13 protein-coding genes and 2 pseudogenes (1 of these 15 running past the window's edge) are annotated in these 20,495 nt (G+C 46.5%); 8 read left to right on the top strand and 7 right to left on the bottom strand.

Translation table 11 applies throughout. The annotated features are described in order from the left end of the window. The 4 genes from BACSA_RS11325 to BACSA_RS11310 form a co-directional block, all read right to left on the bottom strand. On the bottom strand, window positions 1–704 hold the 5' portion of the coding sequence (locus BACSA_RS11325) for a hypothetical protein (RefSeq protein WP_245546541.1). The gene continues 178 nt to the left of window position 1, outside the view; only the first 704 of its 882 coding nucleotides appear in the window; the start codon lies at window positions 702–704; the stop codon falls past the left edge of the window. A 63-nt stretch (window positions 705–767) separates the two neighbouring features. Then, window positions 768–2,042, bottom strand: coding sequence for a phosphoribosylamine--glycine ligase (gene purD / locus BACSA_RS11320; protein ID WP_013618237.1), 1,275 nt, complete (start codon window positions 2,040–2,042; stop codon window positions 768–770). A gap of 110 nt (window positions 2,043–2,152) precedes the next feature. After that, on the bottom strand, window positions 2,153–4,435 hold the full coding sequence (locus tag BACSA_RS11315; RefSeq protein WP_013618236.1) for a S9 family peptidase: 2,283 nt from the start codon (window positions 4,433–4,435) through the stop codon (window positions 2,153–2,155). A gap of 83 nt (window positions 4,436–4,518) precedes the next feature. Further along, the gene (locus BACSA_RS11310) at window positions 4,519–6,075 is read right to left on the bottom strand and encodes a THUMP domain-containing class I SAM-dependent RNA methyltransferase (RefSeq protein WP_013618235.1); all 1,557 of its coding nucleotides are present in this window, start codon (window positions 6,073–6,075) and stop codon (window positions 4,519–4,521) included. Between the two features lie 280 nt (window positions 6,076–6,355). On the opposite strand from BACSA_RS11310, the gene nhaA reads away from it, so the two are divergent. After that, the gene (gene nhaA / locus BACSA_RS11305) at window positions 6,356–7,711 is read left to right on the top strand and encodes a Na+/H+ antiporter NhaA (RefSeq protein ID WP_013618234.1); all 1,356 of its coding nucleotides are present in this window, start codon (window positions 6,356–6,358) and stop codon (window positions 7,709–7,711) included. Between the two features lie 85 nt (window positions 7,712–7,796). Here the strand turns inward: nhaA and BACSA_RS20235 are convergent, their stop codons facing one another. After that, complete coding sequence (locus BACSA_RS20235; protein WP_158098033.1) at window positions 7,797–7,967, bottom strand: hypothetical protein; 171 nt, start codon at window positions 7,965–7,967, stop codon at window positions 7,797–7,799. A 169-nt stretch (window positions 7,968–8,136) separates the two neighbouring features. Beyond that, window positions 8,137–8,898, bottom strand: a complete 762-nt coding sequence (locus tag BACSA_RS11300; protein WP_013618233.1) for a LexA family transcriptional regulator — start codon at window positions 8,896–8,898, stop codon at window positions 8,137–8,139. Between the two features lie 219 nt (window positions 8,899–9,117). On the opposite strand from BACSA_RS11300, the gene BACSA_RS20230 reads away from it, so the two are divergent. From BACSA_RS20230 to BACSA_RS11270, 7 genes and pseudogenes are all read left to right on the top strand, one after another. Beyond that, entirely contained in the window at window positions 9,118–9,213 is a 96-nt protein-coding gene (locus BACSA_RS20230; protein WP_013618232.1) for a smalltalk protein, read from the top strand. Between the two features lie 68 nt (window positions 9,214–9,281). Next, complete coding sequence (locus tag BACSA_RS11295; RefSeq protein WP_041584006.1) at window positions 9,282–12,494, top strand: RHS repeat domain-containing protein; 3,213 nt, start codon at window positions 9,282–9,284, stop codon at window positions 12,492–12,494. A gap of 26 nt (window positions 12,495–12,520) precedes the next feature. Then, a complete protein-coding gene (locus tag BACSA_RS20615) occupies window positions 12,521–15,643 on the top strand; it encodes an RHS repeat domain-containing protein (protein ID WP_013618230.1) in 3,123 nt (1,040 codons plus the stop codon). Continuing rightward, a complete protein-coding gene (locus tag BACSA_RS11285) occupies window positions 15,640–16,254 on the top strand; it encodes a hypothetical protein (RefSeq protein WP_041584005.1) in 615 nt (204 codons plus the stop codon). Before BACSA_RS20615 ends, BACSA_RS11285 begins: the two co-directional genes overlap by 4 nt. A gap of 131 nt (window positions 16,255–16,385) precedes the next feature. After that, window positions 16,386–18,761, top strand: a pseudogene (locus BACSA_RS20610) (RHS repeat domain-containing protein); the annotation flags it as partial. Window position 18,762: 1 nt separating this feature from the next. Continuing rightward, the gene (locus BACSA_RS11275; protein ID WP_013618227.1) at window positions 18,763–19,020 is read left to right on the top strand and encodes a hypothetical protein; all 258 of its coding nucleotides are present in this window, start codon (window positions 18,763–18,765) and stop codon (window positions 19,018–19,020) included. Window positions 19,021–19,096: 76 nt separating this feature from the next. Continuing rightward, window positions 19,097–19,738: pseudogene (locus BACSA_RS11270) on the top strand (RHS repeat domain-containing protein); the annotation flags it as partial. 92 nt (window positions 19,739–19,830) lie between these two features. Here the strand turns inward: BACSA_RS11270 and BACSA_RS11265 are convergent. Next, window positions 19,831–20,406, bottom strand: a complete 576-nt coding sequence (locus BACSA_RS11265; RefSeq protein WP_013618226.1) for a superoxide dismutase — start codon at window positions 20,404–20,406, stop codon at window positions 19,831–19,833. Window positions 20,407–20,495 lie beyond the last annotated feature (89 nt).

The following is a 20,495-nucleotide window of genomic DNA, read 5'->3' as shown; positions in this document are numbered from 1 at the left end:
AAAGCAATCAGAATATTGAGCCAAAGGCTCATCCAGATAAAGATACGCAATAAGATGCGGGTCTGCACCTTGTCTTTATAGGCAGACTGGAGATAGAGTATGCTAAAAAGGATAGAGGATAACAGCGTAATTCCCCATGTGACATAGTGAGTGAGGGTAAGGATGCTATAATTTATCGGTTGGAACTGTGCCAAGCGCATCAGGTAAGGAGATATGCCGCTTAGGTTGTCCGTCCATACAAAGTAGCCGAACAAGAGCCAGTAAGGTAATGTAAATCCCATAATGCCGGCAAAAAAGCTGCGGGCATTAAGCGAGCGCAAACTGATGGTGTGTATATATAATAAAGGTGTAATCCACGCCAAGGGTGGAAGTATGAGGCTGCCTAAGCCTAAGAAAAGGAAACTTTGAAACAAGTATCCCGGCGCATGATAGGATTCGTAGCTGTGGAAAAGGTTCAGCAGCATCAGGATGAAAAAGATAGGTAAGATACAGCTTATAGAAGCCTCGTGCAGGAATACCGTTGCTGCATAAAACAGCAGGAAGGAAGCGGCAGGGAGCGTGGTACGTGTGCGTATCAAGGCAAATTGGGTTTCTGTTTCAAGGAGCAGGTATGAGGCGAACCCAAATGCCAGTAGTGAACCGATGTTAAGCCAGTCGTGTACCGAGGTTGCTGCCCAAATGAGCAGCGTAAGAACTACAGCCACAGGAAGCGTACCTCTTCCTGTGGCTATATGGTATTGGAATCTGTTTCTTGCGGATAGCATGGATTATAAGTCAAATCCGATGTCGGAACGGAAATATTTCTTTTCGAAATGAATCTTTCCGGCATTGGTGAACGATTGTCTTAAGGCTTCTTCTTTATTGGTTCCATACGAGCTGACGGCAATGACACGTCCGCCGTTTGTTACCACTTGCCTGTCTTTTATTGCCGTTCCAGCATGGAACACGATGCTTCCGCCTGCTTTGGCTTCTTCAATGCCGCTGATGGGGAATCCTTTCTGATAGGCTTCGGGATAACCGCCGGATACCAGCATGACACATACGGCTGAGCGCGAATCGATTTCCAAGGTCTTTTCATGGAGGTTTCCGTTTACCACGCCTTCGAAGAGGTCTACCAGGTCGCTCTTGATGCGAAGCATGACGCTTTCCGTCTCGGGGTCGCCCATACGCACGTTGTATTCGATGACCATCGGGTCTCCTTTTACGTTGATAAGTCCAAAGAAGATGAATCCTTTGTAGTCCAATCCTTCAGCAGCCAACCCTTCTACCGTGGGACGGATAATGCGGTCTTCTACCTTTTGCATCCATACTTTGTCGGCAAACGGAACGGGAGATACCGAACCCATACCGCCAGTATTCAGTCCTTTGTCGCCTTCGCCGATGCGTTTGTAGTCTTTGGCTTCGGGCAGAATCTTATAATGTTTTCCATCGGTCAGTACAAATACCGAACATTCGATGCCGCTCAGGAATTCTTCGATGACAACGGTTGCCGAAGCGTTTCCGAACATTCCTCCCAGCATTTCCTTCAGTTCTTTCTTAGCTTCTTCCAGAGTGGGAAGGATAAGCACGCCTTTGCCGGCACACAAGCCGTCGGCTTTCAGCACGTAAGGTGCCTGCAGGGTTTCGAGGAATGCCAGTCCTTCTTCCAGGTTGGCAGAAGTTATGCTTTTATAGCCTGCCGTAGGGATGCCGTGACGTTGCATGAACCCTTTAGCGAATTCCTTGCTTCCCTCCAAGGTTGCTCCGGCTTTCGACGGACCGATAACTGGAATATTTTTCAAGGCTTCATCGTTGCGGAAGAAGTCGTAGATGCCTTTTACCAGCGGGTCTTCAGGACCCACTACCAGCATGTCGATGCCGTTTTCAAGGACAAAACGTTTGATGGCTTCGAAGTCATCGGCTTTGATGGCTACGTTTTCGCCTACCTCTTGCGTTCCGGCGTTGCCCGGAGCGATATACAGCTTTTCTATTTTCGGACTTTGTGCGATTTTCCATGCCAATGCATGTTCGCGTCCGCCTGAACCTAATAACAGTAGTTTCATATCCGTTCGATTTAAGTTGATGTCTTTTATTATATTTATTCACCACAGAGGACACAGAAGCACACTGCGTTTTTATTATTTCCTCTGTGGTGAAATCGGGTCATATCGGGTTATTTTAAATAATCAAGGAAATAACGCGTGATGTGTTCATGCAGGTGAACGCGGTCACGTCCCATCATGTTATGCCCGTCTTCGGGATAGATGAAGAGGTCGGGATGCGTTCCGGCATCGATGCATGCACGCAGGAAAGTTATCGTATGTTGGGGAACGCACGTGGGGTCCATTCCGCCGATGATGATTTCCAACCTTCCTTTCAGATTGCCGGCTTTGGCTTTCAAATCCCGGCTTTTATATCCTTCGGGATTGGTTTGCGGCGTGTCCATATAGCGTTCGCCGTACATCACTTCGTAATATTTCCAGTCGATGACCGGACCTCCAGCCACGCCTACCTTGAAGAGGTCAGGGTAAGTCAGCATCAGGTTGGTGGTCATATAGCCGCCGAAACTCCAGCCGTGTACGCCTATCTTTCCGGCATCCACATACGGAAGTGATTGCAGGAACTTGACTCCTTCCACTTGGTCTTTGGCTTCTTCTGCGCCTAATTGGCGGAAGGTGCAGTTTTCGAACTGAATGCCCCGGTTATCACTTCCCCGGTTGTCTACCGTGAGCATTACATAGCCTTGTTGTGCCATATACAGGTCCCATCCGCGTGCATCATAGAAGCGTGTGTTGTGAATCATCTGTGCATGCGGACCGCCATATACGTAGATAATGGCAGGGTATTTCTTGTTCAGGTCGAAGCCCACCGGCTTAATCAGGCGATAATACAGGTCGGTCTTTCCGTCGGCGGCTTTGATGGTGCCGATGCTGATTTCGGGCAAGTTGTATTGTTCTTTCATCGGGTCGGTGGCAGTAAGCAATGTAACGCCTTTTTTCCCGTCGGTAGGCAGGATGCTGATTTCACGTGGAACATCGTTCGACGTGAAATTGTCTATCAGGAATGTTCCGTTTTCCGAGAGTTGCGCGCGGTGCATTCCGTCCCGTTTGCCTATCAAGGTACGTTTCCCGGTCTTTACATCGAGGCTGAAGACATTGGTCTGGAGCGGAGAGATTTCCGTGCTTCCGATGATGACGGTCTTCATCTTCTTGTTAAAGCCTAAGATTTCCTGCACCAGCCAGTCGCCTTGGGTGAGCGGGGTGGTCTGCAGGTATTCGCAATACGTGTCGTCCGCATCCTTTCCGGTTTTCCATTCGCCTGCCTGAGGCTTTTGGGTATCCATTAGATAAAGGTGGTGATACCCGTCGCGTTGGCTCCAGTAGATGAACTTGGTTTCGTCCCAGGGCAAGAAAGCCAAGGGGTGTTGCGGCTCTACGTAACGGGCATGCTTCTCTTCGTAAAGCACGCCTTTCTTCTCGCCGGTTTCGGCATTGTATTGCACCAGTTGTGCGTGGTTCTGGTCGCGGTTCAGTTCGATGACATAGATGTCTTTCTCGTCGGGCGACCAGCTGATGTTGGTAAAGTAACGGTCGGTTGGGTCACCTGCCTGCAGGTAAATGGTTTTTCCCGTCTTTACATGATAGATGCCGACGGTCACCTTGTGGCTGGTCATGCCTGCCATCGGATATTTGTCGGGCACGAGGGTTGCGATGCGGGTGGTGGTGTTCACCTGCGGATAATCGGTCACCATGCTTTGGTCCATCCGGTAGAAGGCCAGATACGTGCCTTTCGGGCTCCAGAACGTACCTTTCATGATGCCGAACTCGTTGCGGTGAACCGCTTGGCCGTAAACGATGTCGTTATCTATTTCCTTTCCACCCGTTAGGTGCGGGCTTACCGCGGTGGAGAAATCTCCGTGGTTGGCAATATATAAATGGTCGCCTGCCGTATAAGCAAGATAGCCGTTCTCTTTGCAGAAATCAAAGTTGGCGGCGTTTGCTTCTTGGATGCGGAACATGTTGGTTAACTTCTTCTGGACAAAGTCATAGAAGAAGACATAGCTTTCACTTTTTTCTTCATCTCCCACATAGCCCGAAAACATCAGGAGGTTCCGGTTTCCCCAAGGCAGGGAAGCGCCTTGCAGGGTGTGAAGCGGCTTGATGGGAGCTAAAAGTTTGTATGGCTTTTCTCCGTTTTGCAAGGCTTCGTTCACTTCTTTCAGTGTCACCACCACGCTTTCTTCGCCGGTACGGTTATTGATGCGTTTGATTGCTTCCACGTCTGCACGCACGCATACATCTTCCCACCATTGCAAGCCCGGCATGGTTTTCGGGGTCAGGTTGAAATAGTTGCTTCCTCCCGGAATCACATCGTTCAGGGTGAAAGCCTTTTTCTCTTGGGCGGATAAGGTAACTGTCATACAGAGTATCGCGATAAATGATAAAATCTGTTTCATATAGCTTGGGATTTTAGCTTTTTGAGTCCTTTCGTTTGTAAGTTTTAGGTTTTTTGAAACTTTAAGCCCGAGAACTTACAAACTTAATTTTCTTCTTCCGGCTTTCTGCGCCGATGAATATAACGCATGCCTATCGAGTTTTGTGCGCGTTTGTCACTTTCTTCATTCCGTGAGGAACGGCGAGGCTTTTCGCGGTCAAAACCTTCTTCTTTGCGCGGAAAGCGTTTGGGTTCGTCACGGTTAAAATCCCGCTTGCGTTCACGGGTGAATTCTTTGCCTTCACCGGCGCGGCGGGGGCGGGATTCCGTCTTATTCTCTTCCTGGCGGAAATCGTCACGGGTGCGGAATGCAGGACGGTCGTTTTCCCGGCGGCGTTCGCTACGGAACCGGTCTCTGCCTTCTTTCCGTCCGTATTCCACTCTTTCTCCATGGTGGCGCGAGCGGGCAGGTCTTTCTTCCCGTTTCGGCTTAAACTCTACATCCGGATTTTCGGTAAGGAATTCTTTGTATTTCCCGTCGAAGAGCTGATATTTGCGGAACTGGCATTCCAGCGCGCCGTTGAAGAGCGGAATCTTGACCGATGCCTTCAGCCCGATTTGGTCGAAACATTCGTCCCGGTAGCTCAATATCCAAGCGTCATTACCTACGAATGCGTGTTTCAGCCGTTCGCCTATCATTTGATACAGCCCCAACAAGTCGTCCGATGAGATTCGTTCGCCGTACGGAGGGTTCATGATGATGATGCTCTTTTCCGCAGGCTGCTCGAATTGCTGGAAAGGCTGCACCTTCAATACGATGTCCTTTGTCACTCCTGCCGCCTTTACGTTATTTGTGGCTATGGTATTGGCTTTTAGGCTATTGTCGTATCCATATATTTTATGGGTAAATTCGCGTTCTTGCGAATCGTCGTTATAAATCGAGTCGAAAAGTTCCTGGTCGAAATCTTTCCATTTTTCGAATCCGAATTCTTTGCGGAACACGCCCGGAGCGATGTTTCTGGCAATCAGTGCCGCTTCGATAGGGATGGTGCCCGAACCGCACATCGGGTCTATCAGGTCGCATTCCCCGCGCCAGCCTGTCATCAGAATCATGCCTGCGGCAAGCACTTCATTCAACGGCGCTTCCACTTGCTCCTGACGGTATCCGCGGCGGTGAAGCGACTCGCCCGAGCTGTCAAGCGAAAGTGTGCATTGGTCTTCGGCGATGTGGATGTTCAGTGTCAGGTCGGGGTTGTTGATGCGTACCGAGGGGCGGTTTCCGGTCTTGTCACGGAAATAGTCTACAATGGCATCCTTTACTTTGTAAGCCACAAACTTCGAATGGCGGAATACTTCCGAGAATACCACGGCATCTACGGCAAAGCTGCTCATATTGTCCAGGTAGTTTTCCCATTCGATGCTTTTTACGGCATCATATACTTCATCGGGGTTGGTTGCCTGAAAATGTTTGATAGGTTTCAATACACGGATAGCGGTGCGCAGGCAGAAATTGGCGCGGTACATCATGGCTTTGTCTCCGGTAAACGATACCATGCGCCGTCCGATTTCGACGTTCGCGGCTCCCAGTTCGGTGAGTTCTTGTGCCAATACTTCTTCCAGCCCTTGGAAAGTCTTGGCGATCAGCTCAAATTCTTGGTTCATTCTTGATGTAATTACGTAATTTAAAATAATTGTGCAAAATTAGCAATTTCCATTCAGTCAATCAAGCGTTTGCGCGTGTTTCTTATTCCTTTCGTCCGATGTTTGCACGAATCTTTGTTTGCAAATGAACAAAAAAAGCGTATATTTGTTCTGTATAGGTGGTGATAATAAGAAACGCAGATTCACGCAGATTTCCGCGAATTAATAAAGAGAAAGAATATCTGCGTGAATCCGCGTGAATCTGTGTTTCTTTATTTTTACATTAAAAACAGATAGAACTATGGGCAATCCGATTTTGAAAACCTTCGATTACTCGTTCCGGAGTTTCTTAAAGCACCGTGTCAATGGAGGTATGGTGCTGATGATTGTGGCTGTGCTGGCAATGGCTATAGCTAACTCGCCTTGGGCTGAAGCCTATCACGCTTTTTGGAGCCATCCTGTATCGTTGCAGGTAGGCGGATTCAATCTGTTCAGCCATCACGGCGAGCCTCTGACGCTGATGGCGTTCATCAACGATGCCTTGATGGCGGTATTCTTCTTTTCCGTGGGACTGGAAATCAAGCGTGAAGTGCTGGTAGGCGAACTTTCCAGCCTGCGCCAGGCGTTGCTTCCCATCATCGCAGCGGTGGGAGGGATGATTGTTCCCGTGGCGATTTACTTTGCGATGACCGCCGGAACGCCTGCCGAAGGAGGCCTGGCGATACCCATGGCGACTGATATCGCATTTTCCCTGGGCGTGTTGAGCCTGTTCGGTAAGCGTGTACCCCTGAGCCTGAAGATTTTCCTGACCGCCTTTGCCGTGGTCGATGACATCGGAGGCATTCTGGTTATCGCCTTTTGCTATACGTCTCATTTGGCTGGCGGCTATCTGCTGGCTGCATTCGTGATTCTTGCCATCCTGCTGATAGCCAACCGGATGCAGGTTATGTCGCGCACGTTCTATTGTGTGTCGGGCATCGTGGTGTGGTATCTTTTCCTTCAGTCGGGCGTGCATGCTACGATTGCAGGTGTACTGGTGGCGTTCACGATTCCTTCCATCCCGTGCCTGAACGTGAAGAAATACATCACGCGCATCCGTGAGAACATTACCGAATTCCCGCATTTCGACAAGAGCAGCATTCTTCTGACTCCGAATCAGATAGATGTGTTGAAGAGCATCGAGTCGGCTTCCGATAAGGTGATTTCGCCTCTCCAGTTTATGGAAGACCGTATGCACGGAATGGTGAACTACTTGATTATGCCGCTTTTCGCCTTTGCCAATGCGGGCATTACGCTTTCGGGCGGGGGCGGAGAGATAGCCGGCATGGTGACGTATGCCGTGGTGCTGGGCTTGGTGCTGGGCAAGTTTGTGGGGATTTACCTCTTTACGTGGCTGGCGGTCCGCATGCGGGTCACTTCGCTTCCGCAGGGGATGGATTGGAAAAACGTTGCCGGAGTCTCTCTTTTGGGCGGTATCGGCTTTACCGTCTCGCTTTTTATCGCTAACCTTTCGTTTGGAGCGTCAGATGAAATCCTCTTGAATCAAGCCAAATTGGGCGTGCTTGCCGGAACGGTCTTAGCCGGTATCTTGGGCTATATCGTCTTGCACGTTGTATTGCCTTCGAAGAAAAGCGTGCTTTCGCGGGCAGATTCATAAACGGATAAGGCATCGGATGGCCAGGCAATGCAGGTCATCCGATGCTTTAAGACAGTTCGGTTCAATAATCAGGTTATCAGCTTGTTTAAGAAGCTGTTTTGAATTTCTCCAAAAAGTTTTTCTTGGCTTGATGTATCCGTTTTCGTGTGTGCTTTGGGCGATTTTTTGGTCCTTTCCGCTCCTGTTCTTCGTCAGATAGCCCGCTATCTTCCTCATCACAAAAGCGAAAATGCCTCAAAAACTCATCCCAAATCATCGCACGATAAATTCAAAACAGCTTCTAAGGCAAGATGTAGTTTCATGTATGTTTAGATATGCTGAAACTATAGTTTTGGTAGGCTGAAACTATGGTTTCAATGCACTGAAACTGTAGTTTTAGTATATCTAAACCGGATGAGAATGTTGTCTCCTTTTTTAAAGCAGGCTTATAGTCTTGCGCTCCGGTCTACGATTTTAATCAGATTGAACAGTTCTGCCACCTCGTCCAGAGGTACTTTATAATCTTGGAACATATTGTTCAGCGAATGGCAGGTAATTATGCCGTGCTCCACATCGTGGTCGATGATTTTCTTGATGGAAATACCTTCCGTGCGGTGTACAATGATGAAATACCAGTCGTTGATGTGGAGTTTGTATTGCCACAGCGGGCGTTGTACCTCCCGTCCCAACACGATATCCCCGTCGCAGATAGAGTGCCGGCTTCCGTCATCCATGCTGTCTCCTTCTGCTTCGAACAGACGATAATTGCCGTGATAAGTCTTGTCTACAATTACGGGAAGCGTGGGCAAGGATTCGATGTATTCTTTATCGCCGTATCCGTTCAGGTATCCGCATTGTGCCCGGACGTGTATGAGCGGCACATTCATGAATAATGCGTTTTCTATTTGTCTGCCTTCATTTCTTGCGATTAGTTGATGTACAGCTTTTTCTGTTGCTGTATTTGGATCTTCTATATGCGTTCCTGTTTCTGTCCGGTACATGTTTCCTGTTCCGTTCAGTATCCATTCCGGATTGTACTGAGGGAACCGTTGCGCTATTTTGGCGCAGGTGTTTGGCGAGGGTTTCCGCTTTTCGTTAATCAGCCGGGTTATCGTCACGTTGTTGCTCATCCCGATGGCGTAGCTGAACGAGTTCTTATTATACCCTTCCTTTTCCATAATGAATTTGATTCTTTCCCATCCTTCCATACGCTTATATACTAATGTAAGTTTGTGTGTAGTTAGTTAACTTCTGCTAAATACTAACTATTTTAATCGAAAGCTCTTGTTTTATCAATAATAGTTAGTATATTTGCATCGTGTAAGAGTTAGTTAGTGCAAAGAAACGAATAAATATTAACTCTTGCAAGTACGCGTACGGAATAATAACGAATTTTACTAACAATTTAATTAAAGGAGGAATAGCGTATGACGAAAAAAGGAGTTTGGGATTTGGTGTTGAAGGTAATCATTGCCGTGGCATCTGCCATAGCCGGCGCTTTGGGCGCGAATGCGATGAACTAGTTAGTGATATTAAAAAGCGGGAGTGTGAAAGCGCACTTCCGCATAAATGAACGAAACAACATAGATTTATGATGAAAGATAAGAATAAAAATAAGAAACGTGCCGGTTGGGCATCGTTATTTGCGGCGATGCTGACTGTTGTGTCTCCAGTAAACGGTCAAAGTGAGTTGCCTACGTATGTACCGGCTTCTCCTACCGTCAGTTCTCTGATTGCATATGCCGATTATCCGGTATCTTATTATACAGGCGTTCCTGAGATTTCCATCCCATTATATGAAATAGAAGTGGACGGTTATAAGTTTCCTATTTCGTTAAATTACCATGCTTCCGGCATTCGGGTTGCTCAAGAAGCTTCTTGGGTCGGATTGGGATGGTCGCTGAATGTGGGCGGTGTCATTTCGCGCACCCTGAAGTGTTACGATGATTTTAATGAATACACCTATCCGGGAATTTCCGTGAAATCGGGTTATTACACAGGTCCGGAAGTTAGCAATCCGGAACTATCCAGTTTGTATGCCACAACAATGGAAGGTTCGGCGGTAAAGAAAGTGTTGGTGGTTGATTCTGAACCGGATGTGTTCAGTTTTACTTATCCGGGTGCTTCGGGCAAATTCCTGCTTGATAAATCCAGAGGAGCAGTATTGCTGGACTGGGATCCGAATGTAAAGATAGAAGTGCTTGCCGATGGAAGCAAGAAATATTTCAAGTTGACTGCTCCGGACGGGTGCCAGTATGTTTTTCAGGATTATGAAGTCACTTCGTCTTATCACCGCAACGGTTCGTTGAACCGGAATTCGGGTGGCAAATACGATGAAAGTAATCTGAATTTGTATGAAAGCCCGGTCAGGTTTACTTCCAGTTGGTATTTGAGTCAAATCATTACGCCTACTAACCGGACAATTCGTTTTACTTATGCAAAGGAATCTTACCAGTCTCCTGCCCAAGAGCAGTGTAAAGCATACGAGACTTTGGACTCAAGCGGTGCGACAGGTTGCGGTCCGGGTGCTTCGGTGCAGTTTACATGTGATAAGACGGTGGTAGAAAGTCTTCGTTTGTCTGGCATTTCTTGGGATGGAGGCAGTATTTCATTCACTTGCGGAAGCAGGGAAGATGTGCGTGGAAGCGGAACTGCCGGTGCTCCACAGAAGCTCAATAGTTTGAAAGTTTCTGATTCGTCGGGTAACCGGATAAAAGAATATTCTTTCGGTTACGGGTATTTTAATTCGAGCTATACCGGTGATTATCCTCATGTGTTCAAACGGTTGAAGTTGAACAGTTTGACGGATGTAACCGTTCCGGATTACGGATATGACTTCTCTTATTTGGAGGATAAGACGATGCCTGCCAAGAACTCGCGAAATACAGATTATTGGGGGTATTGGAATGGAAAGGTCTATGGCGACACCTATTATTCGGCAGCCAATTACGGCGGTAGGGTTTATAGTGGCGTGAGCAAAGATGCCGTATCGGAATTTGCGGATACGTATATGCTTGGCAAGATAACCGGTCCTACAGGTAACGAGACGGATTTTACCTACGAATCGAATACGTACACGTCCGGAAGCAGTACGGGGACTACCGTTACTCAGGAAACCCGCAACTTAATGGCATACAAGTATGTGAACGATGATTTCTACGAGGATTATCCGCGTACAGATACGGAAACCATTACGTTGGGGAAAAGCACCAATGTGCGCATTACCGGTTGGGCGGATTGCATGACTTCGCAGGGGGATACGAGTATCCGGTACGATGATGCGGACAATTATCCTGTGTTTCGCTTGACAAATAGTAAAGGCGAAGTATTGTTAGCCTATGGTATGCCCGGTGAACTGCAAAGCGGCGGAGGTTCGTATGATTATCCGGTGAAGACGCTTTACCTGACCGCAGGTACATATAAGCTGGAACTGATTGCCCAGGCTGCAGACGTGCTTTATGGCTTTACGGCTCAGTATGAAAGCACGGTTACGCAAACCGGAAGCGTAAAGGAAGGCGGAGGCTTGCGCATCAAGCAAATCCGTACGGATGCCCGGACACGCACGTTCAGTTATCCTACAGGCAAATTGTTGATAGAACCGTCGTTGTATTACCTGAAAGATTATGTATGCCTGGACGGAACGTCTTCTACAAGCCGGACCAGTTATCTGGTTCAATTGTCCGAGTCGTGCATTCCGCTTTCTACTTTGAAACACGGTTACATGGTAGGCTATGATAACGTGACGGAAACTGTAGGCTCTTATGGCAAGACATTGTACCGTTACTTTAACTCGCAAGAGTCTTCATTGGGCGATTATCCGTTCATGCCAACATCTGTTAATTATATGAACGGGCTTCCGTCTTCTGTGGAGACCTATAATGGCAGCGGTTCGTTGGATAAAGAGGTAACGTATAGTTATGGAAACCAAAGTTCGCAAGCGGTATATGGTTTTATGTTCGACAGCGGGGCTTCCGCCGTACATCCTTATTCGTATACGGTAAAGCAGTATTATAAGACGGGTGAAGTTATCAAAGATTACCGGAACGGTGCTTCGGTGTATACAGACAGCCGTTTCGAATATAACGGCGATAAGCAACTGGCTGAAGAAGAAACGCTGGTTTCGTCTTCTTCTACAAGTGCGGACAGCTACGGCAAGAAGTATGTGTATGCGGGCGATAAGTCGGATGCAGTATCCCGCAAGATGCAGAATTTGCATCTCATCGGCGTTCCTTTGGAAACACTCCTGCTGAAGGATGGCAAGGTGACGGAAGGTGCCCGGTTGGAATACACGGACACATTGGGTGTTGTCGTGCCGAAAGCTTTATATACGTTGGAAGCCACTGCTCCATTGACTTCTTCATCGTATCAGAGTAGCTTCAAGCCCCATACTTGGTTGGGTAATCTGACGGACAATGGCAAACCGATGTCAGCAGTGTCGCGCGGTCAGGAAACAGTTTACTTATGGAGCTATAACGGGCAACACTTAGTTGCAGAGATACGGAACGCAAGCTATGCAGAGGTAAAGTCGAAGTTGGGCGAAAGTTTTATCAAAAGCCTTTGCACGAAGAATGCTCCGTCATCGTCAGACTGGACAAAAGTGGACGGACTTCGTAGCAGCCTTCCGGATGCCGAAGTGACGACATACGTCTATAGTCCGCTGGTAGGCGTAACCCAAGTGACCGACCCTAAAGGTTTTGTTACAGGATATACGTATGACACGGGCGGAAGGCTTTCGGAGGTGTTCATCAAGAACGGCAGCACGAAGCAGCTTGTAGAATGCTATGATTATCATTATAACCGATAAAACAATAAAATAAAGAAATTACTAGTATGAGACACAAGAAGATGACATTAGCGGGCATCCTTGCCCTTCAGTTGGCTTGCTTCCTTCCGCTTATGGGGCAGAGCACAAGCCATAATTATATCCGGATACGTACCTCACTGACAGGTGTATCCTCCGCTTCGAGCCTAAGCTCATCGAACAGTTTGCGTACGGTGCAGTATTTCGATAACTTAGGTAGATTGGAAGAAACGGTACTTCAGGGACGCAGCCCTTCTTCCGCCGATTTGGTGAGCTATACCGAATATGATGACATGGACCGTCCGACAAACCAGTGGACGTTGTTTCCGAAGTCAGGCAATAACGGAGCGTATGTATCTCTTAGCACATTGCGTAACGCAAGCACATCTTATTTTAATGATGACGCGCCTTACGAGCAGACCAATTACAAGCGAAGCCTGCTTTCTTATCCTGACCAGCGTTATGCTTTGGGCTGGGAGTTTACGGACAATCCGAAAGGGTGGAGCTATTATGTGAACAGCACGGGCGATGCGAAACTGAAGTGCACGCGTTATGTGGTAAGTTCTTCGGGTACGCTGAGCGCGGACGGCACTTACCCGGCAGGTACGTTCCGTGTGACCGGCGAGACGGACGAAGACGGGCATACGGTTTATACGTTTAAGGATGTGAAAGACCGCCTGATCTTACTCCGCCGTGTATCGGGCAGCGAATATTCCGACACCTATTATGTCTATGACCCGATGGACCGCCTTGCTTTTGTGCTTCAGCCGATGTACCAAAGCACGGCAGATGCGGACAAGTACGCTTTCCGTTATAAGTATGACAGCCGCGGTCGTATTGTGGAGAAGAAAGTTCCGGGTGCTGATGCCGTGACTTATGTGTACGACAATGACGACCGCCTGACATTTTCGCAGGACGGCGTCCAGCGTGCATCGAACAAATGGACGTATTACCTGTATGACGACCTTGACCGCCTGACTGAACAGGGCGAATGCACGAACAAGAACGTATCTTCGGGGAAGACGGTGTTGTTGCAGCACTATTACGACGACTACAGTTTCCGCAGCCAAAGCGGTTTCAACAACAGCAACTTCCCTGCCGGCACGGTGAACGCGAAAGGGCTGCTGACGGCTACGGTTACGGCGGTACTGGGCAGCATGGACAAGCAATATGCGGCTTACTACTATGACTACCGTGGCAGGGTGGTGAAAGAAGTGCGGAGCAACCTGCTTGGGGGTTATGACGTGACGGGCACGAGCTATACGTTTACAAGCCATCCCTCAACAGTGACCCGTACGCATACGGCAAGCGGGAAGACGGGGCGTACTGAGGTGTACACCTATACTTACGACAACGCAGACCGCCTGACCAAGGTTGCCCATAAATTGGGCAGCACTCAGGTCACGCTTGCCGGCTATACGTATGACGGCTTGGAGCGTTTGGAGACGAAAAGCCTCCACGGCAGCACATCGAATAAGGTGACCTACGCTTATAACATCCGCAACTGGCTGACGGGCATCAGCGGCAGCCAGTTCACTCAATCGGTTCATTATACGGACGGTTCCGGTACGTTCTGCTATAACGGCAATATCAGCAGCCTGACTTGGAAGGCTGGTAATGAAAGCGTGACAAGGGGGTATAAGTTCTCGTATGATAACCTGAACCGTCTGACCACCGCCACTTACGGTGAGGGTACAAACATCAGCTGCAACGCGAACCGCTTTACGGAAAAGGTTACGGGTTATGACAAGAACGGCAACATCACGGGCTTGCAGCGTTATGGCCAGACTTCATCGAGTGCATACGGCTTGATAGACAACCTGACTTACATGCTGAGCGGTAATCAGGTAACGAGGGTGGACGATGCCACCAGCACCACCGCTTACAACAACGGCTTCGAGTTCAAAGATGCCGTAAAGCAGGCGAACGAGTATGCATACGATAAAAACGGCAACCTGACGAAAGATTTGAACAAGAACATTACAGGTATTCAATATAATTGTTTAAATTTGCCAAGCAAGGTCACGTTCGGGAACGGAAACACGATAACCTATCTGTATGCAGCGGATGGCACAAAGCTACGCACGGTGCATAAGACAGGAAGTACGACCACCACGACTGACTATTGCGGCAATGTGGTCTATGAAAACGGCACGCAGAAGCTGTTGTTGACGGAAGAGGGTTATGTCACCTTGGCTGACAGCAAGTACCATTATTACCTGAAAGACCATCAAGGGAATAACCGTGTGGTTATCAGCTCAACGGGGACGGTAGAGGAAACGAACCATTACTATCCTTTCGGCGGGGTATTCGCGGCAGCGAACAATGTGCAGCCTTATAAGTATAATGGTAAGGAGTTCGATAATAAGAACGGTCTGAACTGGTATGATTATGGTGCGCGCCATTATGATGCTGCTTTGGGGCGTTGGCATGCTGTTGACCCGATGGCGGAAAAGTATTGTACTTTTACTCCTTATTCTTATTGTGTCAATAATCCGATATGTAATGTTGACTTGGATGGTGCTGATTGGTATATCTACCATGAAACCGGTGAATTGTATTTTAATAGGAATTTGAATAGTCGGACAATATCATTTAATGATAGGACTTATGAAAGGATAGGTAACAATAATATGCTGGGTGATATGAAGGATATAATAGAACAATCTTATGATTATCAAGCATCCCAGCTTAAAGCCCGTCAAAATGGATATTCCATTAATCCAGTCCAACAGATAAGTTCGGAAATATCCAGAGAACAGCCTTATTCAACAGGAAAGAATAAGACAACTGTGACCACCGGAGAAACGGAAATAGTAAATGAGATGTATGATGTCTTTTCTTTGAGTAAAACTCAGAAGATAAATACAAGAACTGATGTTTTGGCTAATCCGGAAAATTCTCCTTTAAACTATTTTGATTACTTTGTAACAGGTGGTAAAAGAACCGATAAAGTAGTTCGGAATTATTATACTTATTCGTCTCCTACATTGGGAAACAAGTTAATGCGTGTAATGAAAAATATTTATGGTATCATGGAACCTGTTTTAACAGGGAAACAAGATTATCGTAATGTGATAGAATATAAAAGTTGGGAAAAGTATTCAACCGCTACAAATAACAATGGTAGACTTTTAAAATATAAAAAATGATGAAATCTTTGATATTATTAATTATACTATTATTTTTGACAAGTTGTCAAGAAAATAAATCGCCAACGGAAGAGCACAAAAGGAATTATAAAGAAATATTAAGTTTATATCCAAATTCCTTAGTAGCCCATTTCCCGCAAGATTTAGATTTACCTCAAGGTTTGCATTGGGGATTTTCGGATTTGTTGTTCCCTCGTGGGAGATATTTAAGTTATATTCATTTGGCAATAGTGTGTGATGATCAACTCTATGTAGATTCTTTAGAAAAGCGATTGTCTATTGACTCAAAAGAAATATTGAATTTTAAAGATACTTGCTTATTTATTCCTTATGATTATAGAACTTTTGAGATTATAAAAGAGGATTCTGTAAAGAATAGACGATTGAATGGGAAATATCCGGTACCTAATTTTCGTAGATGGCATTATCAATTTGTTCCTGAATTTTATGAAGGGACTATTTATCTTCTTGATGCGAGAAAAGGATATTTTTTGCCTGATTCTTGTTTGTCTCGATATGGTGTTGGTTTAAGTAAGGATTGGAATCATGGATATACAAGAGGAGTGACGATAATGAAAAAGGGAATAGTATATTGGTTAGAGGTTTGGTGAAAAATTTGATTTGATTTTTCAATTTAGATTAGAATAGAGGCGGTTTCATTAAGTTGAGTCAGTCTCTATTCTTTTTAAACCAATGTGTTAAATGTCAGATTGTCAGATGTCTACATTTCTAATGCCTATTGTATGTTTATGATCCGATGGACCGTCTTGCCTTCGTGCTCCAGCCGATGTACCAAAGCACGGCAGATGCGGACAAGTACGCTTTCCGTTATAAGTATGACAGCCGTGGTCGTTGCGTGGAGAAGAAAGTTCCGGGTGCTGATGCCGTGACTTATGTGTACGACAATGACGACCGCCTGACATTTTCGCAGGACGGGGTGCAGCGTGCATCGAACAGATGGACGTATTACCTGTATGACGACCTTGACCGTCTGACTGAACAGGGCGAATGCACGAACAAGAACGTATCTTCGGGGAAGACGGTGTTGTTGCAGCACTATTACGACGACTACAGCTTCCGCAGCCAAAGCGGTTTCAACAACAGCAACTTCCCTGCCGGTACGGTGAACGCGAAAGGGCTGCTGACGGCTACGGTTACGGCGGTACTGGGCAGCATGGACAAGCAATATGCGGCTTACTACTATGACTACCGTGGCAGGGTGGTGAAAGAAGTGCGGAGCAACCTGCTTGGGGGTTATGACGTGACGGGCACGAGCTATACGTTTACAAGCCATCCCTCAACAGTGACCCGTACGCATACGGCAAGCGGGAAGACGGGGCGTACTGAGGTGTACACCTATACTTACGACAACGCAGACCGCCTGACCAAGGTTGCCCATAAATTGGGCAGCACTCAGGTCACGCTTGCCGGCTATACGTATGACGGCTTGGAGCGTTTGGAGACGAAAAGCCTCCACGGCAGCACATCGAATAAGGTGACATATGCTTATAACATCCGCAACTGGCTGACGGGCATCAGCGGCAGTCAGTTCACCCAGTCAATCCATTATACGGACGGTTCCGGTACGTTCTGCTATAACGGCAATATCAGCAGCCTGACTTGGAAGGCCGGTAATGAAAGCGTGACAAGGGGGTATAAGTTCTCGTATGATAACCTGAACCGTCTGACCACCGCCACTTACGGTGAGGGTACAAGCATCAGCAGCAATGCGAACCGCTTTACGGAAAAGGTTACGGGTTATGACAAGAACGGCAACATCACGGGCTTGCAGCGTTATGGCCAGACTTCATCGAGTGCATACGGCTTGATAGACAACCTGACTTATACGCTGAGCGGCAATCAGGTAACACGGGTGGATGATGCTACGACTGCCGCAGCCTACAACAACGGTTTCGAGTTCAAAGATGCCGTAAAGCAGGCGAACGAGTACGCATACGATAAAAACGGCAACCTGACGAAAGATTTGAATAAGAATATTACGTCTATTCAATACAATTGTTTAAATTTGCCGAGCAAGGTCACGTTCGGGAACGGGAATACGATAACCTATACGTATGCAGCCGACGGCACAAAGCTTCGCACGGTGCATAAGGCAGGTAGTACGACCACCACGACGGACTATTGCGGCAATGTGGTCTATGAAAACGGCACGCAGAAGCTGTTGTTGACGGAAGAGGGTTATGTCACCTTGGCTGACAGCAAGTACCATTATTACCTGAAAGACCATCAAGGGAATAACCGTGTGGTTATCAGCTCAACGGGGACGGTGGAGGAAACGAACCATTACTATCCTTTCGGCGGGGTATTCGCGGCAGCGAACAATGTGCAGCCTTATAAGTATAATGGTAAGGAGTTCGATAACAAGAACGGCTTGAACTGGTACGATTACGGTGCACGGCACTATGATGCGGCTTTGGGAAGGTTTGTAAGTATTGACCGATTTGCAGAGAAATATCCGTTGCTGTCTCCTTATCAGTATGCAGCTAATAATCCGGTAGTGAATGTGGATGTGAATGGTGACAGTGTCAGGGTGTATACTGAAACAGATTCTTATGGCCATTCATGGCTAAGCACAGGTGAGGGCGAAGATATGGTTGTGTATAGTTATGGTCGTTTTAATGGGACTTATAAGGGACAAAAAGGTATTAATTTTGCTAATGGTCTTGGTAATGGTGACGGTGTCTTGTTAAGGATGACAGGACTTGAGGCAGAAGAATATATGTCAGATAAAGAATCTTTAGATATGGATGCTTTCGTAATAACAGATGTGTCTGACAAAGAAGTGAATGAAATGTTGGATGCAAAATTTTATTCATCTGATAAATTGCCCGATAATCCTAAGAGCATATATTATAATGCACCATATGCACATATTATAGACAGTTATAAATTGTTGGATAACAATTACACAACTTTTGTTTCTGATGTATTGAATCAACTGAACTCTAATGCTTTGGAGACTGTTAAGGTTTATCCAATCGGAGTAAACGATTTTTATACGATTCCTGTAAAAGAAAGATTCATTCTTCCTTTTTCATTACAACAACATTTAAATCAAAATTTAAAAGGTAATGGAGTAATTCATAAAATTCGATAATATGAAAATTGTAAGAATCATCTTTTTAATTATATCTATAGTCTTATCCCTTTTATTAGGGTACAGCATTATAAATATGTATGTCAGTTTAAAATATGAAATAGATGAATGGCGAGGAGAAGGTGTTGTACCTTATGAATTAGCTAGATTCTATATGTTACAATATATATTGACATTAAAAGAATTTTTGATTTATGTTATTGTAACTATTTCGGTCATAATAGGATTTCATGTGGTGAAAAAAAAGATTGATTCATAAATATGTTGATAAAGAATTGGATTGATTTTTAAAAGAAGGAGAGGATGACAACTTTTTGTAATCATCTTCTCCTTTTTATGACCTGAACGGGAATATCAAGGGCTTACAGCGTTACGGTCAAACCTCTTCAAGCGGTTATGGCTTGATAGATAATTTGACTTATACGTTAAGCGGCAATCAGGTAACACGGATGGATGATGCCACAACCGCCACGGCTTACAACAACGGCTTCGAGTTCAAAGATGCTGTAAAGCAGGCAAATGAGTATGCGTATGACAAAAACGGCAACTTGACGAAAGATTTGAACAAGAACATTACAGGTATTCAATATAATTGTTTAAATTTGCCAAGCAAGGTCACGTTCGGGAACGGGAATACGATAACCTACACGTATGCTGCTGACGGCACAAAGCTGCGCACGGTGCATAAGACAGGAAGTACGACCACCACGACGGACTATTGCGGCAATGTGGTCTATGAAAACGGCACGCAGAAGCTGTTGTTGACGGAAGAGGGTTATGTCACCTTGGCTGACAGCAAGTACTATTACTACCTGAAGGACCATCAAGGCAACAACCGTGTGGTCATCAGCTCAACGGGGACGGTTGAGGAAACGAACCATTACTATCCTTTCGGCGGGGTGTTCGCGGCAACGAACAATGTGCAGCCATACAAGTATAATGGTAAGGAGTTTGATACGGTTGGATTTTTGAATTACAGAGGACACAGGGTATCACAGAGGGAAAAATTTAAAACTCTGTGTGCCTCTGTGCCTCGGTGGTGAATTTTTATTTTATTAACCAATTTCACTTAGGTGATGCGTAAGGCAACTTTTTCCCAGTCTGTTAAGTTCCAGAATGCTTCGATGAAGGCTGCCCGCCGGTTGCGGTAATCAATGTAATAAGCATGTTCCCATACATCGAGGACGAGAATCGGCTTCATGCCTTTGGTCAGCGGATTGCCGGCATTGGGCTCTGTCTGAATGGAGAGTTTGCCTTGTGTGTCCTCTGTCAGCCATACCCATCCTGAGCCGAACAGCGTTGTCGCTTTCTGTGTAAATTCTTGTTTGAACGCCTCGGGCGAGCCGAAGTCTTCCGTCAGTTTCTGTACCAGTTTGTCGGGCATGGCGGTTTGCCGGGGGGTAAGCGTCTCGAAGAAGAACGTATGGTTCCATGTCTGTGCGGCGTTGTTGAAGATGCCTCCATCGGCTTTGCGGATGATGTCTTCCAGTGTCATGTTTTCGAAGGGCGTGCCGGCTATCAGTTTGTTCAGGTTATCCACGTAGGTTTGCAGGTGTTTTCCGTAGTGGTATTCCAGTGTTTCCTGGCTCATGTAAGGAGCCAGTGCTTCCATGGTGTAAGGAAGCTGGGGCATTGAATGTTTCATGTTTTTTGCTTTTAAAGGGTTTATATATAATCAACACCGAAAGATACAGAAAAGTTTTGAGAAACAGGGCGTTATTTGGAGAATAATAA

It is taken from the genome of Phocaeicola salanitronis DSM 18170 (assembly GCF_000190575.1).
Lineage (GTDB): Bacteria > Bacteroidota > Bacteroidia > Bacteroidales > Bacteroidaceae > Phocaeicola > Phocaeicola salanitronis.
The sequence above is the reverse complement of the archived record's forward strand: the minus strand, read 5'-3'. Positions and strand labels throughout refer to the sequence as shown.

Excerpts from the sequence above, each read along its gene's own strand:
- purD (WP_013618237.1), bottom strand. The coding sequence starts at position 2,042 with ATGAAACTACTGTTATTAGGTTCAGGCGGACGCGAACATGCATTGGCA.
- BACSA_RS11315 (WP_013618236.1), bottom strand. The coding sequence starts at position 4,435 with ATGAAACAGATTTTATCATTTATCGCGATACTCTGTATGACAGTTACC.
- BACSA_RS11310 (WP_013618235.1), bottom strand. The coding sequence starts at position 6,075 with ATGAACCAAGAATTTGAGCTGATCGCCAAGACTTTCCAAGGGCTGGAA.
- nhaA (WP_013618234.1), top strand. The coding sequence starts at position 6,356 with ATGGGCAATCCGATTTTGAAAACCTTCGATTACTCGTTCCGGAGTTTC.
- BACSA_RS20235 (WP_158098033.1), bottom strand. The coding sequence starts at position 7,967 with ATGATTTGGGATGAGTTTTTGAGGCATTTTCGCTTTTGTGATGAGGAA.
- BACSA_RS11300 (WP_013618233.1), bottom strand. The coding sequence starts at position 8,898 with ATGGAAGGATGGGAAAGAATCAAATTCATTATGGAAAAGGAAGGGTAT.
- BACSA_RS20230 (WP_013618232.1), top strand. The coding sequence starts at position 9,118 with ATGACGAAAAAAGGAGTTTGGGATTTGGTGTTGAAGGTAATCATTGCC.
- BACSA_RS11295 (WP_041584006.1), top strand. The coding sequence starts at position 9,282 with ATGATGAAAGATAAGAATAAAAATAAGAAACGTGCCGGTTGGGCATCG.
- BACSA_RS20615 (WP_013618230.1), top strand. The coding sequence starts at position 12,521 with ATGAGACACAAGAAGATGACATTAGCGGGCATCCTTGCCCTTCAGTTG.
- BACSA_RS11285 (WP_041584005.1), top strand. The coding sequence starts at position 15,640 with ATGATGAAATCTTTGATATTATTAATTATACTATTATTTTTGACAAGT.
- BACSA_RS11275 (WP_013618227.1), top strand. The coding sequence starts at position 18,763 with ATGAAAATTGTAAGAATCATCTTTTTAATTATATCTATAGTCTTATCC.
- BACSA_RS11265 (WP_013618226.1), bottom strand. The coding sequence starts at position 20,406 with ATGAAACATTCAATGCCCCAGCTTCCTTACACCATGGAAGCACTGGCT.